Source organism: Paenibacillus phytohabitans (assembly GCF_013141775.1).
Taxonomy (GTDB): Bacteria; Bacillota; Bacilli; order Paenibacillales; family Paenibacillaceae; genus Paenibacillus_AQ; species Paenibacillus_AQ phytohabitans.
The window spans coordinates 52,103-67,680 of record NZ_WHOB01000023.1 but is presented as its reverse complement, the minus strand read 5'-3'; the positions used below and the strand labels follow the sequence as shown (position 1 = coordinate 67,680).

Below are 15,578 nucleotides of genomic sequence, written 5' to 3'. Positions count from 1 at the left end.
GAGCTGCCTCCACATGAACTACCGTGCCGCTCCCCGAGCTGCTCCGCATGTACTACCGTGCCGCTCCCCGAGCTGCCTCCACATGTACTACCGTGCCGTCCCCGTGCTGCCTCCACATGTACAACCGTGCCGCTCCCCGAGCCGCCACGATCTCCTACCCGATCCCCTGACTCTTCAAATAGAGAATGGCGATCTGTGTACGGTCCCGCAGCCCGAGCTTGCTGAGGATATCGGTAATATAGTTTTTGACCGTGCCTTCGCTTAGGAACAGCTTCCCGGCAATCTCTTTATTGGTAAGTCCCTCTGCAATCGAGGACACTATGGTCAGCTCTGCTTTAGTCAACCCGTAGGATTCCAGAGCCTGCCTAGGGGCGGCCTCCTGACGGACAGGCGGCTGGAGGAAGCCGGCCAGCTTGCGGGCGATATCCGGATGAATGAGCATGTTGCCCTCATGTACAGTCTTGATGCCCTGAATGATCCGATCCGGCGGAATGTTCTTGAGCAGATAACCGCTGGCTCCGTTACGCAGTGCTTCAATGATATATTCATCATCGTCGAAGGTAGTCAGCATCAGAACGGCTACGTGCGGATAAGCTTCTTTGATCAGGCGTGTGCCTTCGACGCCCCCGCAGCCCGGCATCCGGATATCCATGAGTGCAACATCAGCCCCGCCGCCTGGTGTCCCCAGCAAAGCGAGCGCTTCAAAGCCATCTCCTGCCGTACCGGCCACCTCAATCTCGGGGTCCAGCCCAACCAGCACTTTCAAGCTCTCACGGATAAAAGAGTCGTCGTCCACGATCAATACTTTAATCATCCTATGCTTAGCTCCTTCTCACTGTAATTGGGGCTCTGCCAGCCCATAACTATTACTGAAAATCCTCTCCTTGCCTGTACACAGGCAACCGGGTAATGACTGTGAACTGCGGCACAGGCCGCAGCTCCAGGGTCCCGCCGATCAGGACGGTGCGTTCCGTCATACCGGTTAGACCCATGCCTCCGCCGCTTTGCAGTTTATACAGGGCGTCTTCTTCGGGCAGCCGGCCGTTATTTCCTGCCTCCATCATGATCTCGTGATCCCTATACGATAAGGTAATCCAGACAGAGTCCGCCTTGCCGTGCCGCAGTGCATTGGTGATGGCTTCCCGGGCGTTTTTGTAGAGCACGACCTGAATGCTCGGGTAGAGCGGATAAGGAATTCCCTGCACAGTATAGGCGGTTGCAATGCCGGTATCACGGCCTACCTCCTCCAGCAGCCGGTCGAGCGCATACGCACCTTCAAGCTGCGGTGTAGAGTTGATCCGCTTCAGCGCAGCCCGCATATCGTCCATACTGGCCGAGAGCTGGTCCCGGACCTGATGCATCATGCCAAGGCCAGTTTCGGGAGCAGCCGGCAGGGTATGGATGGCGGCTTCGGTCATCATTTTGACCCGGATTAGCCGGTGTCCGATATCATCATGCAGCTGGCGTGCAATCCGCACCCGTTCCTCCGCTTGCGCGGCAACCTCTACCTGCGAGGTGAACTGGAGCAGGCGCGAGCGTGCTTCCTCAAGCTCGAAATGCTTCTTACGCAGCTCATCGTAGAGAAACAAGGTATCTGTGCGGCCGCGTCCCGTCCGGATCAGCTGTATATTCAGTGCGGCGGCCAGCAGGAAGGTAAGGTTCGTGAACGCCTGCACAGCCGGGGCAGCATCGCGGAAGGCAACATTGAGCAGGACCAGGTGAATACAGAAGAAGGCAATTGCCGTGTTCTTACGCTGCAGCCAGGAGTAGGACAGTACCGCCGACAGGGCCGGGAAAATCATCAATGTGCTGTACTGGTAACACAGCCAGGCTGTGAAGATCAGCTCAATACCCCCGGTGAGCAGAGGGAAGGGCTTCGGCAGTTTTGTGCCAAGCGTCGCGATCAGGAGCAGCAGGAGGAAATGAAGCGTGAAGTGTTCATAGTCGGCGTACTCATAGACGTAGATAGATAGTACTGCAGGAATGATAATGAGACCGTAACGCAGCATATTCAGTTCTCTGGTCAATTAGGGTCATCCTTTTTTAAAATAAATGAATTTATATGTCTTGCGCAATAACTTATCCTTCTATCTCTATTCAGGTATCTCCATCTTAGCATAAGAGCGCCATCGTTCAGGAGATGACTTTGGTCACCTCTGGAGGATGACCTTCTGTACCTTCGGCGGCGCCTTCGTTGCGCTACAATGGGAATACGAGAACTAAGGGAACAGGAGCGATGGCAAATGGCACTTGCGGTATTAACCGATGTGGTGAAAAGGTATGACAGCAAACTGATCGTAGACCATGTGAATTTCAGTCTGCAGGAAGGTGAAATATTCGGTCTGCTCGGCCCTAATGGTGCCGGGAAAAGCACAACAATCAGCATGATCTGCGGTCTGCTTAAGGCGGACAGCGGCGAGATTATGATCGATGGCCTGTCCGTAAGGGAGAAGCCGCTGGAGGTTAAGAAGCGTATAGGGCTTGTCCCCCAGGAGCTGGCGTTATATGAGAATATGTCGGCGGCAGAGAATGTAAGCTTCTTCGGGAAGCTGTATGGCCTGCGCGGGAAGCTGCTGAAGGAACGGATTCAGGAAGCGCTGGAATTCACAGGTCTTAGCGACCGGGCCAGGGATAAGCCGTCCACCTTCTCGGGGGGGATGAAACGGCGCCTCAATATCGCCTGTGCCATCATGCACCGGCCGCGCCTGATCATTATGGATGAGCCGACCGTCGGCATTGATCCGCAGTCCCGCAATCACATTCTGGAATCGGTCAAAACACTGAATAAGCTGGGCTCAACGATTATCTATACCAGCCACTATATGGAGGAGGTAGCAGCGGTCTGTGACCGGGTGGCGATTATGGATAAAGGTCATATTATTGCCTGCGGCACGGAGGGCGAGCTGCGGGAACGGGTAGCCCATGAGGAGAAAATAGTGGTTAAAGCGGCGAATATTACTCCCGCTCTAATTAACGAGCTTCGTCAGCATCCACGGATTAGCCGGGTAGAGGTCGTGCAGGATGCTGTGGAGATGTATCTGCCTTCTTCACAAAATGAGCTGCAGGACATTCTGTTTATTATCGCCAAGCATGAAGGGGTAATTGCCTCCCTTAACATTGAAGAGCCGGATCTGGAGACGTTGTTCCTCAGTCTGACCGGGCGGACATTACGGGATTAGAGGGGAGGACAGCGAGATGAATACCTGGACCATTATGATCTATGAACTGCGCAGATTGTTCCGCTCACGTTCGATGCTGCTTAATATGTTTCTGCTGCCGCTGGTGCTGATCTTTCTGCTGGGGGCTTCGCTCTCCGGGGTGGTGGGTATGAAAGAAGCCGATGAGATCGACCCTGTACGGGTAGCTGTTGTGAATGCTGCAGGCGGAGAAGCAGGGACCTCTGCTATGATAACCGCTTTTCTGGAGGCTCCTGAAGTGAAGGATCTCATCATCGCCCACAAGACAGAGAGCCGGGCGGCGGCTGAAAGAGGGCTTCGTACAGGCAAATACGCCTATGCGGTCATTGTCCCTTCCGGCTTCGATGAAGAGGTACAGCGCGGAGAGCGCGCCCGGCTGGAGTTTATTCTCGGCAAGAATCATACCGATAATCTGGTTGCGGGAACGGCTTTTGACAATTTTCTCAGTACAATCAATTACAAGCAGTCGGCAGTGGTAGCGCTTGGGCCGGAAGCACTTGCAGTTCCTCCGGTAACGGCAGAGGCAGGGGCAGTGGTGATGGGTGATCTGAATAACGGGGGTAAAACCTACACAGCCTCCCAGTTCTACGCGGCTTCCATGCTGATGATGTTTCTTCTGTACACCGGGCTGACGGTAACGGGCTCTCTCTTCAGTGATAAAGAGAACCATACGCTTTTTCGGATCAATTCGATGCCGGTCAAGGGCTCCCAGCTGTTTATCGGCAAAATGCTGGGGGTAGGCCTGGTCAGCATCCTTCAGTGTCTGGCGATCATTGTGCTGTCAGACCGGCTGTTCGGTGTCTATTGGGGCAACCGGCCGGGACTTCTGTTGTTGTTCTGCCTGTTGATGATCATCGCGTCCATGACGTTCTCCATTGTCATCTGCCTGTTCAGCAAAACTTCGGCTAGCGCAACGAATGTTATTAATGTTCTGACCGTAGTGATGACCTTCGTCAGCGGGGGGATGGCTCCGCTTCCTGATTCCTGGGTGAACAGCATCGGTGCATTCACAGTCAACCATTGGGCACAGCAGGCGATTATCCGCATGATGCTCCATTCCGGTCTGAAGCAGATTCTGCCGAACTTATGGGTGATGTGTCTGATTTGTGCAGTTCTGCTGTGTGTAATGACTGTCTCATACCGGAAGGTGGGCTACCATGAATAAAATAATAACCATTGCCTGGAATATGATCCGCCGAAGCCTTGGCTCTGTCAAAGGGGTGCTGATATTTATTCTGCTGCCCAGTGTTGTGGTTGCAGGAATCATTTCACTCACTGGGGGCGTTGGCGATGGTCCGGCGACCGTATTGTACGCCAATATGGATACGGGTGCTGCCGGAAAGCATCTGCTCTCCGAACTGGAGCAGACCGGCGATTACAAGTTAGAGCAGCGCAGGGATGAGGCGGCATTGAAGGAAGCGGCGATCGGGCAGGAGGGGGCGGCAGGGATATGGATCCCAGAGGGGTATTCAGCCGCCCTGATTGCCGGGCAGGAGCCGCAGATTAGCATCTATGAGCTTCGCGCGAGCGAGAGCTCGATTATCGTCAAGATGAAGGTCAATGCGATTGCCGGAAACATGGCTGAAGCTGCGCATGCCGTTGCTGCGGTCAGCGGCGGCACGTCAGCAGATCAGCAGGCGCAGTTCGCTGCTGTGCTGAAGCAGGCGGAGCAGCATCATGTGGGAAGCCTTCGTACGGATTATGATTTATACCCCCGGGAGACGCTGGGTGTGATTACCGGTCTGACGCTCATGTTCCTGATGACACTGGTGACAAGCTCCGTGTCCCTGATTAACGATGACCGCCGGGGACGCACGATGATGCGGATGTTCAGCGCCCCGGTCCGCTCTTACGAAATTGCCCTCGGCAATTTCCTTGGCAGCTTTCTCGTAGGGATTATTCAGATCATCGTGGTGCTCTCGCTGGGGAAATGGATACTGCGCTACGATTATGAGATGCCGATGTTTCTCTACTTCCTGGTTCTGGCCGCATTCATGCTGGTCTCCATGGGCATCGCCAGCACCGTAGCGGGACTGATCCGTAATCCGCGCAATGCCGGCATGCTCAATTCGTTGATCCTTATACCCACCTGTATGCTGGGCGGCTGCTTCTGGCCGATCTCGATCATGCCGGATTATATGCAGAAGCTAGCTAATTTCACACCGCAGAAATGGGCCATCCAGGCGGTAGATATCGCCGCAACGGGCGGAGGCTGGAACGAGCTGTGGCTCCCTTTTGCCATTCTCAGCCTGATGGCGGCAGTCCTGCTGACGATTGGCTCCACCATACTGCGTCCGAATGAAGCGGGAATCAGTGGCTGAGATTAAATAAGCATAGCGGTTTACAGCCATTATCATTAAAGTTATACTAGAGATAATAGTTTGACCCGAACTGAATATTTATGTGTTTTTAGGAGGAGCCTGTCACCAAGGGCTCCTCTTTGTCTTTTTTTAGGGGCCAATATAGATCAAAGGAGTAGAGTACATCATGGAATTCATCTTATATTTACTGCTGATTCTGTTATTCACCAAGCTGGCCGGGGAACTGTCTGTGCGGCTGGGGCAGCCTGCCGTGCTGGGCAAGCTGATTGTCGGTATCCTGCTGGGACCGGCGGTGCTGGGCTGGGTGCAGGACGGCGAGTTCATTCACTACATGTCGGAGATTGGTGTGCTGCTGCTGATGTTCATCGCGGGCCTTGAGACAGACCTCGATCAGCTGCGCAAAAACTGGAAGTCTGCTTTCGCGGTAGCGGTTGGCGGTATTATCCTGCCGTTCGCAGGCGGCTTTGCCATCGGAGAATGGTTCGGCTTCGCGTATCATAACGCGCTGTTCCTGGGGGTGATTCTGAGTGCTACTTCGGTCAGTATCTCCGTTCAGGTGCTGAAGGAGATGAACCGGCTGAATACGCCGGAAGGCTCCACAATTCTGGGGGCGGCGGTTGTCGATGATATTCTGGTAGTGGTCCTGCTGGCGGTGCTGATGAGCTTCTTTGGCACGGGCGATGATATTTCGATAAGTCTGCTGATCGGCAAAAAACTGCTGTTCTTCGCCGTCGCTGTCCTTGCAGGCTGGCTGGTTGTCCCCCGGTTGATGCGGTGGCTTGCTCCGCTGCGGGTGACCGAAGCGACGATCACGGCCGCCCTGGTGATTCTGTTCGGGTATGCTTATTTCGCTGAAATGATGGGGATGGCCGGAATTATCGGCGCTTTTGCTGCCGGGATTGCTATTGCACAAACCTCCTTCAAGCATGTGGTAGAGTCCAAAGTAGAGCCGATTGCGTACTCGCTGTTTGTGCCGGTCTTTTTTGTCAGCATCGGACTCAGTGTCAGCTTTGAGGGTCTGGGCAGCCAGCTCGGATTCATGGTGGTGCTGTCCCTGGTCGCCATTCTGGCTAAGCTGCTTGGCGGCGGAATCGGCGCACGCCTTACCGGCTTTAATGCCCGCTCATCACTGGTCATTGGTACGGGAATGATCTCCAGAGGCGAGGTCGCCCTGATCATTGCGGCCACGGGGCTTGAGAGCGGGCTGCTGCTGCCGCAATATTTCACCGGCGTTATCATTGCTGTAATTATTACCACACTGGTGACACCGCCGCTGCTAAAGAGTGTGTTCCGGGAAGAAGCGGTACGGAATTCGCCTTAATTGCTATGCGTCGATACCAGGCTATTCTTTAACAGGCTGTCCTCTACAGGGCAGCTTTTTTGCGTTGTACCTCTGGAAGGAGCCGCCACCCGCCTTAAGACCGAGAACGAAACCCTCCGCCGGACCGTTTTGGCATCAGCCCAAAGCTTCTACACTTAAGCAAGAATCTGCAGCTCATACATAAGAGAACAGACATAAAGCGTTCAATACATTTGATGAAATGGAAGGGGTAAAAGAAATGACATGGCTTACGAAATGGTCGTTTGGCAATAAGGGGGCAGTCGGGCTGCTGGTAGTTATGGCGCTTGTGGTCGGTATCATGAGTTATACCTCGCTGCCGATGGAATTCATGCCGGAGGCAGATAATCCTCAGGTGACCGTTGCGGTCCTGGGTCCTGGCCAGGATGCGCATGCGATGGAGACGCAAGTGACGAAGCCGATTGAGGCTGCGACCTCACTGGTGAAAGGCAAGACGGAGCAGATGTCCACTTCCGCTGACGGCTATGCCAAGGTGGATATTTATTTTGACGGCAAAACCAATATGAAGGAAGCGGCGCAGGAGGTTGAGAAGGCAGTTCATGCCCTGCAATTCCCGCAAGGTGTGATGGACCCGTTCATCATTCAGCTGAATACCTCGATGATTCCTGTGTCGCAGGTCACTGTAGCGTTCGATGAAGGGCTTACCAAGGAGAATCTGGAGATTGCCGAGAACAAGATCCTGCCCGAGATGCAAAAAATTGATGGTGTAGCGAGTGTAGCCCTCTACGGTAAAACTTCTCCGCAGGTCCGGGTGAAGCTTGATCCGGCAGCCATGGCGGCGAAGGGAGTAAACACGGCGCAGGTCATGGGATTGCTTCAGGGCCGCAGCGTATCGGCATCTGTGGGTGAGCAGACGATTGGCGGCCACACGGGCAATGTGAACGTGGTTTCGTCCATTGAGAGCGTCGATACGCTTCAAAAGCTGCCGGTGGCAGCGGGAGTGACGCTGGGAGATATTGCTGCTGTCGAGCCCAAGCTGGACCAAGAGAGTGTGAGCCGCTCGAACGGCAAGGATGTACTGTTCCTCATTATCACCAAAGAAGCAAGTGCCAACGCGGTGGATGTGGGCGACAAGGTGCGCAGTACAGCAGAGGAGCTTAGCGCCAGCGTCAAAAATGCCGAGGTATCCATGATCTTCAGCACTTCGGATATGGTCGTGACCTCGGTAAACAGCATGCTGCGTGAGGTGCTGCTCGGCGCTTTATTCGCCACGATTGTGATCCTGATCTTCCTCCGCAATGTACGGGCAACGCTGATTACGGCTATCTCCATTCCGTTATCGCTGGCGGTTACCTTGTACCTGCTGAAGGTGTCCGGGATCACGCTGAATATAGTTACGCTGGGCGGCGTTGCCGTTGCGGTTGGACGGCTGGTCGATGACAGCATCGTGGTGATCGAGAACATCTACCGGCGGATGCAAAAAGAACGGTTGTCCCGCGAAATGGTAGTCAGCGCAACTGGAGAGGTCGCCCGGGCGATTACTACCTCTACGATTGCCACGGTAGCTGTATTCCTGCCGATGGGGCTGCTGCGCGGCGGGCTGCAAGCCTTCCTGCTGCCGTTTGCGCTGACTGTCACTTACTCGCTGCTGACCTCGCTAATAGTTGCCTTAACGGTAGTACCGCTGCTCAGCTCCTTGCTGCTGAAGGGCTCCTCCTTGAAGGAGCATGAGCCTTCCCGCAAGTTCAGCCGCTTCCTGGAGTGGAATCTGCAGCGCAAGTGGATTACGTTATCCCTCGGACTGCTGCTGCTTGTGGGTTCCATTGGCGCCTATGTCACGATGCCCAAAGGGGCGCTCGATGCTACAGATGCCAACACGGTAACCGTTCAGCTGGTCTATCCGAATAATGTTCCGGTATCAGAGGTGCTGGAGAACGGCAAGCGGCTGGAAGCTGAACTGATGAAGCAGCCGCAGGCGGAGATCGTCATTATGCAATCCGGTAATAGCGCAGATTCGGCACAATGGGGCAGTGTGGTGTCGCTGACCCAAGTGGATTATACCGTCATGATGAAGGAAGATGCAGATGCGCAGGTATTCATGGACCATATCCGCAGCTTGCAGTCTTCCTATGACGGAGCAGCATTGACCGTGGGAGCAGCCAGTATGATGAGCTCCAGCTCAACCAATGAATACATTGATATTGTGGGCGATGATCTTCCGGCCATTAATGCGGTTGCCCGGGAAGTCGCTGCCAAAGTGAAAACGATTGAAGGCGTAGGGAAGGTAGCCAGCAACATGGAGGATACCAAGCCGGTGTTTGCGTTCAAAGTAAATCCGGCTGTGGCGAATGCTCAGGAAATCTCCATGCAGCTTAGTGCGATGCTAAATCCAGTTCCGCTGGGCCAGATCGAGCTGGATGGTTCCCCTGCCTCAGTAGTGCTGGAGCCAGTGGTTCAGCCTGCATCGCAGGAGGAACTGCAGAAGATTACGCTTATGACATCCGCCGGCCCGCAGCCGCTGTCACAGGTGGCAGAGCTTACGGTCACCGACCAGCCGGCAATGCTGTATCATAAAGACGGCAAGCCTTATGTACGGATTACCGCAGAGGCAGATCCGAAGCGGGTCTCGGAGATCGGTGCAGATATTAAAGCAGCGACTGACAGCATTACCTTGCCAGAGGGAGTCACCCTGTTCGCAGGTGGTGCCTCGGCCGATCAGGCCGGAGATTTCAGTGATCTGGGCATGACCGCATTGATCTCGATTGGCCTGGTATACCTGATCATGGTATTGACCTTCAAGACGCTGCGTGCGCCTCTGGCGATCATGTTCTCCCTGCCGCTCGCAGCAATCGGGGCTATCGTAGCCCTGCTGATCTCGGGCGTGACCCCTGACTTCACCGCATTGTTCGGCGCATTAATGCTCATCGGCATCGTGGTCACCAATGCGATCGTGCTGATCGACCGCATTAAGCATAATGAGGAGCATATGACGGTCCGCGAAGCCATTCTGGAGGCAGCCGGCACGCGGATGCGTCCGATTCTGATGACAGCCATTGCTACCGTCTGCGCCATGCTGCCGCTGCTGTTCGGGCAGTCCGAGCAGGGAAGCATCGTCTCACAGAGTCTGGCCATTGTAGTTATCGGCGGCCTGACTGCGGCAACCTTGTTAACTCTGATCGTAGTTCCGGCAATCTATGAGCTGCTCTATTTCCGCAAATCGGCCAAAGAACGCAAGCAGCCTGCCGCAGCCGGAACTGTGGCGTCAACGGATCTGCCTAGCTGATTGGGGAAGTAGCTGCAGGAAGAAGGGAACGGGATGGAATAGCTGGAAGTAGTAGTTGATGAAAAGTAGTAGTTATTGGGACGGCAATGGGAGTTGGCAGCAGTAGTGAGAGCATAAATGAGAGCAGTGCGGAAATGTCCGCACTGCTCTTCGCCGTCTGCGGGCGGCAGTGGAGTCTTCTTCGTCAGCTTCGTCCAAACCAGGCCGCACTTGAGACAGCAGCCCAACAAGTAACTGATCCTGCAATAATGTGACCAGACTAGTGAAACCCTTCATTTTGCATACCAGATCTGTTGCTGGCAGGATTGAGAATCTCAGGTTCACACTGTGTAGACAGAATGTTGTACGTATTACAACTCGGCTACATAGATTCAAGGGTATTCATGGCAATTGTTGTATGAAATGCATGAATTGTTCCGCTAAGCCGCCGGGATGAGGGGGATTGTTGTCTTTTGTACAACAATTTTGGATTACGGCCGTTTGTATGAGGGAATTGTTGTATTTTGGGCAGGATTTTCGAGAAAGGCGATAATAGCAGCCGGACATCGTGCTTGAGTTGCGGATTGTCTGCTACGACACCATCATCTACAGGGAGACCATCAGGATCAGTTACTAGTAGAGCTGCCTGCATTCTTATTCGTGCGGCCATCTCACCATGTTCTGGAGTTCGATTCGATAAGATCAGCTTCAAGGAAGCGGATGTGTGTAACCGCCGATCGGCGCTGGTGGCGAACCCGAACTGGAGCCACATGTATACGAGTTAGATCTGGGCAAGCGGCAATTTATTGCACAGTAGGCAAAGTGGAAATATCCGTATGCACTAATAAACCTCCTTAATGAACTGGATCCAGCACTTCCAGTTTTATAGGGAGGTCTCCTTTTTGCAGTGTTCAGGTGTCCAGGCATTTATGTGTTTAAAGGTGTTAAACCGATTCCCGCTTAAACAGCGGAGCGGACGGAACGATTGTGGAAAAGCGTTAGCGGTCGCCTTTGTGTCCGGATTTTCACCGATAAGGTAAAATAATAAAATCTGGACACAACAGCGATTGGAACAACGTTCCGTTTGCGGAGCGTCCACCCAAGTGCTCACGTATATCCTACTCTAATTTATTCAATGTTGTTGCTGTTATTTCATAGTTCAATTCCCCGTACTCTCATACTTAGACAATCCATACCGGAAGATACCATAAGCCGCAGCCGCACTTCCTATTGCCGCAACAGGGGCGAGCAGCCACCAGCCGGACCATCCGCTTTTGCCGAAAATATAGGTTGCCGGATAAAAGCTGATGAACGCATAGGGCAGCACAGTAGAAATAAAGATGCGGATCGCCTGCGGAAACAGGGTAATCGGATATTTGGCGAGATCGGACAGGTTATGCACCATCAGCGGAAAGGCATTGCCCGCATTGCGGATCCAGAAGGCGGCGGAGTTCCCCGCGAGGTTGATCGATACCCGGATGATGACCGCAGTCAGAAACAGCAGGATCAGGATGGCGGCTTTGCCCAGCGTCCAGTGAACCGGGCTATGAACGAGCGACTGCCAGACAATCACTCCGCCGATCAGCAGATTGCCGAGTCCGTTGATGCCGATCCCGGTGCAGAACACCTGAAGGACAACGGGCACCGGCCGCAGCAAATAACGGTCCAGCTCGCCCATGTTGACCAGCCGCCCGAGGCGCCAGGTGCCTTCGAAGAACAAAGAGCCGATGCCCTCCGTCAGAAAGATCATGGCGTACATAAACGTAACTTCCCAGAACTTCCAGCCGTTAATATCCGGAATCCGGTCATAGATCACCCAGAGGAAGACAAACCCCAGAATCTGCGTCAAGGCGGCCGAGCACATCAAAATATAGAAGTCCTTATTATATTCCAAAATCGCTTTAAGCTGCTGCACATACAGCCGTTTATAGAGGTAGAGCATTTGGGACATTTTCATTCTGCGGCCTCCTCCTGCCTTAGCCTCCATGGATGGTCACCTGGCGTACCGCCCAGTTCCACATTGCCTTGCCGGCAATCCAGAGTGCTGCCCCCCAGAAAAGTTGAATACCGATCAGCCGCAGACTCTCCCCGGTATCTGCCTGCTGCAGAAAAATCATCGACGGCGTGTGGATGATGGCCTGGAAGGGCAGCAGGAGCGCCAGCTTTTCCAGCCAGTCCGGGAAGAAGGCCAGAGGTACCAAAGCTCCGGACAGGAGATTGGTCAGAGCAATCCGTGTCCAGACGATGCCCATCGATCCGGTGGACCAGAAGCATAAAAGTGCTGCCAGATAGACAACGCCGAATTTCACCACGATTGCACCGAGCAGACTGACTGCGAACAAGACATAGACAGAGAGCGAACCCGGAAAGGTGACTCCGGTCAGGAAGGTAGCGAACAGGATCAGCAGCACCGTACTCATGCCGCCTTCAAGCAGGCTCGAGCCCAAGGTTTCCGCGAATCTTGCGGTCTGGAAATCGACCGGCTTCAGCAGGTCTACGGCGACGCTGCCGTCAAGGATTTTGCCGGAAATAGCCGATTCCGAATACCAGGACAACACGGAGTTGGCCAGGAAGGTAACCAGCAGATAGGTTTTCATCTGGTCCCAGGTATAGCCGCCTACCACCTCCCGCCCGCTGTAAATGCCCTGCCACAGGAAGTAAATGGCCAGCAGATTGATAGAGTTCGCCAGAAAGGTAATGATGTAAGAAATCCGGTAGGCCAAAACCCGTTGCAGGGAGCGGTTCGCGATACTTCTGTACATTTTAAACTGGGCAGCAGTCATCATCGTGTGTAAGCCTCCTTATTCCCCGGTTCCGGTCAGATCCAGCTTGCCGTCATAGACGGCCTTGATGACCTGCTCAATATTAGTATCTTCCATTCGGAAGTCGACCACTTCGCCATATCTCATCACCCGGCCCACCACTTCACTGGCGGTATATTCGTACCGGTCAAAAGAGACCGAGAATTCCTGCGCGCTCTGCTGCGCAAGCTTCATTCCCGGTGTCTGCGCGAGCTGCGCATATAACTCCGGCATCGGTGATCCGACCTGAAAGAAGATGACACGGTTTTTGGCAAAACGGGCCTTCACCTCGCTCAGGCTGCCGTCATAAATAATCGCCCCATGGTCGATGATAATCAGCCGTTTGCACAGATCCTCAATATCCCCCAGATCATGGGTGGTCAGCATCACCGTAGTGTTCTGCTCCTGGTTGATCTGTTTGATGAACTCGCGGATTTTCTGCTTCACGGATACGTCAAGGCCAATCGTCGGCTCATCCAGATACAGAATCGGCGGGTTATGCAGCAGGGCTGCGGCCAGATCGGCGCGCATCCGCTGACCCAGGGAGAGCTTCCGGGCAGAGAGATGGATGAACTCGCTCATTCCCAGCATTTCAGTGAACAGCTCCATATTCGTTTTGTAGACGGCGCCAGGAATCTGATAAATATCCTTCAGCAGCGAGAAAGACTCCACAATCGGGATATCCCACCACAGCTGGGTACGCTGGCCGAACACGGCGCCAATCTGGGCGGCATTATCCATTCTTTTTTTGTACGGATTGATACCGTTTACAGAAACAGTGCCGGCTGAGGGCATGAGGATTCCGGTCAGCATCTTGATGGTGGTCGATTTGCCTGCACCGTTCGGGCCCACGTAAGCCACCGTCTCGCCTGCTTCTACACTCAAATCCAGCGGCTTAACCGCCACCTTCTCGATATGCCGGGGCAGGAAGAGGTGCTTAACCGCTCCCCCCAGGCCCGGCTCCTTCACTGCCTGCATAAATGACTTGCTCAGCCCTCTGGCTTCAATAATACTCAAGGCTAACCCTCCTGGAAATTACTTTGAAAGCGCGTTCGCTTGTTCGCAGCATATAAATTTATGAATCCAATCTATGTAAAAGACGTATGAATAAATATATCACTGCGGCAATGTCGAAAACTATCACAATCCATCGAATGAATATATTTATTTAGATTATTATGGCGAATGATGCTGCAAAAAAGCGGCTACCCTGGTTAACTAGACTAACCGGGATTTGCCGCTTCGTTCGAGAATGGCTTTGAGGAGTAACCCTATTAATAGTGGCAGCAACAGCTGAACTTCCAGTCTCCAGTCTACAGCGTACAGGTCTACAAGGTTGATCTGCTTCAATAGAACATAGACCACGTTGTACATCAGGAAGGAGCAGCTGACCGTGAGCAGCGGGATTAGGGCCAGATGGCTTTTGGAGCGGAGCAGCCGGTAACCCAAGAAGAGCAATAGTGTATGGCTTATCATGATCACCAGTGCATAATTACTGCCGAAGCGCAGGAATGATACTATAGCGGTTGCCAGATTCAGGGCTACCGAAATATAGCTGATTCGAAGCATGTAGAACCTCCTTGCTGAAACGGTAGGGTCCTTATTAAAGGCCAACATAGCCGTTTTCACTGGTGATTTTTGACTGCAGATTTTTCTATTTTACAGCGCTTGCAGGTTCATTTACAGGTCCAATGCTGAATGTTTTTTATTCCGTGATTGTATGTTATAATACTTTCTTTTAAAATCGGTTATATAGGAAATGGTAAAAATGGAGGAGGATCGTCGTGAGAATCTTTGAACAATCGAGAGCATGGAGCGTGCCCGGAGATTTGGAAGCACAGCAGCTTGAAGCTTTCCGGCCGCTTGACGCAGAGCAAATCGAATTACATAGCGGGCAGTCCGGGGTTTCTTTTCCAGAAGAATCGAAAGAGCATATCTATCATAGAGCCATGATATCTTCCATCCGCAGTGAAATGAATAAATTAAGCCAGCTGCTCTCTATTCCTTATGTTGTATTCCTGACGGACAGGGAGGGAACCATTCTGGAGCTGGTTTGTTCTTCTCCGGTTACCCGGGATGAGATGGAACAGGCGGAGCTGCGTCCGGGGGTTAGCTTATGCAGGCAGCGCTCGGGCATGAATGCCGTATCCTTGGCCATGGAGATGAATTGCATCGGGGTAGTGCGGGGGGCGGAACATTCCGACCAGGCCTTCCAGAACTGGAACTGTGTGTGTGCTCCGCTGCAGAATGAGGATACCGTCTTCGGATATGTGGACATTTCTTTTAATAGAGGAGAACCGATTGAATTCGCCATTCCGTTCGTGCAGCAGATTGCCGAGAATATTATGGAGAAGTGGATGGAGAAGAACCCGGAGATGCAGCAATACCGCCTGGAAGCCACTTTACAGGAATATAAGCTGACAGCGCGGGAGCAGGATGTAGCACGGCTATGGTTACTTGAGAAAAGCGCGCTGCACATCGGGAGTGATCTGGGCATCAGTGAAGGGACGGTTCGGAATATGCTGAAGAGTATTTACAGTAAAATGCGGGTGAATGACCGCTTCCAGTTCGTCAAACGGCTTACGCCATAGAAGGCGCGCAACGCTATATATACATAAGAATAGCCGGGCAGTGATACTAGCGTATCGCTTGCCCGGCTATTTATTTGCGGTGAAGTCATTTAGCCTGCGCGTTGCC

Annotated in this window: 12 protein-coding genes; 6 read left to right on the top strand and 6 right to left on the bottom strand. The window is 53.2% G+C overall.

Features of this window, described 5'->3' with window-relative positions; all coding sequences use genetic code 11:
- Positions 1–154 precede the first annotated feature (154 nt).
- Both GC101_RS09910 and GC101_RS09905 read right to left on the bottom strand, forming a co-directional pair.
- Entirely contained in the window at positions 155–814 is a 660-nt protein-coding gene (locus GC101_RS09910) for a response regulator transcription factor (protein ID WP_171717108.1), read from the bottom strand.
- A gap of 52 nt (positions 815–866) precedes the next feature.
- Complete coding sequence (locus GC101_RS09905) at positions 867–2,027, bottom strand: sensor histidine kinase (protein ID WP_171717107.1); 1,161 nt, start codon at positions 2,025–2,027, stop codon at positions 867–869.
- A gap of 216 nt (positions 2,028–2,243) precedes the next feature.
- Between GC101_RS09905 and GC101_RS09900 the strand changes: the two genes are divergently transcribed.
- The 5 genes from GC101_RS09900 (at position 2,244) to GC101_RS09880 (ending at position 10,101) form a co-directional block, all read left to right on the top strand.
- Positions 2,244–3,179, top strand: a complete 936-nt coding sequence (locus tag GC101_RS09900) for an ABC transporter ATP-binding protein (protein WP_171717106.1) — start codon at positions 2,244–2,246, stop codon at positions 3,177–3,179.
- 16 nt (positions 3,180–3,195) lie between these two features.
- Positions 3,196–4,362, top strand: a complete 1,167-nt coding sequence (locus tag GC101_RS09895; protein WP_171717105.1) for an ABC transporter permease — start codon at positions 3,196–3,198, stop codon at positions 4,360–4,362.
- Positions 4,355–5,518, top strand: coding sequence for an ABC transporter permease (locus GC101_RS09890; RefSeq protein ID WP_171717104.1), 1,164 nt, complete (start codon positions 4,355–4,357; stop codon positions 5,516–5,518). Before GC101_RS09895 ends, GC101_RS09890 begins: the two co-directional genes overlap by 8 nt.
- Before the next feature lie 166 nt (positions 5,519–5,684).
- The gene (locus GC101_RS09885) at positions 5,685–6,839 is read left to right on the top strand and encodes a cation:proton antiporter (RefSeq protein ID WP_171717103.1); all 1,155 of its coding nucleotides are present in this window, start codon (positions 5,685–5,687) and stop codon (positions 6,837–6,839) included.
- Between the two features lie 238 nt (positions 6,840–7,077).
- Complete coding sequence (locus GC101_RS09880) at positions 7,078–10,101, top strand: efflux RND transporter permease subunit (protein ID WP_171717102.1); 3,024 nt, start codon at positions 7,078–7,080, stop codon at positions 10,099–10,101.
- A gap of 1,138 nt (positions 10,102–11,239) precedes the next feature.
- Here the strand turns inward: GC101_RS09880 and GC101_RS09875 are convergent.
- From GC101_RS09875 to GC101_RS09860, 4 genes are all read right to left on the bottom strand, one after another.
- Positions 11,240–12,037, bottom strand: coding sequence for an ABC transporter permease (locus tag GC101_RS09875; RefSeq protein ID WP_171717101.1), 798 nt, complete (start codon positions 12,035–12,037; stop codon positions 11,240–11,242).
- A 19-nt stretch (positions 12,038–12,056) separates the two neighbouring features.
- Positions 12,057–12,866 (bottom strand): ABC transporter permease, encoded by an 810-nt coding sequence (locus GC101_RS09870; protein ID WP_246354261.1) that lies wholly within the window; start codon positions 12,864–12,866, stop codon positions 12,057–12,059.
- A gap of 15 nt (positions 12,867–12,881) precedes the next feature.
- A complete protein-coding gene (locus GC101_RS09865; protein WP_042140186.1) occupies positions 12,882–13,898 on the bottom strand; it encodes an ABC transporter ATP-binding protein in 1,017 nt (338 codons plus the stop codon).
- A gap of 201 nt (positions 13,899–14,099) precedes the next feature.
- Positions 14,100–14,450 carry a hypothetical protein gene (locus tag GC101_RS09860; protein WP_171717100.1) on the bottom strand — a complete coding sequence of 117 codons (351 nt, stop codon included), beginning with the start codon at positions 14,448–14,450 and terminating at the stop codon, positions 14,100–14,102.
- A 215-nt stretch (positions 14,451–14,665) separates the two neighbouring features.
- Here GC101_RS09860 and GC101_RS36720 point away from each other — a divergent pair, with 215 nt between their 5' ends.
- Positions 14,666–15,472 (top strand): LuxR C-terminal-related transcriptional regulator, encoded by an 807-nt coding sequence (locus GC101_RS36720; protein WP_171717099.1) that lies wholly within the window; start codon positions 14,666–14,668, stop codon positions 15,470–15,472.
- Positions 15,473–15,578: the final 106 nt, after the last annotated feature.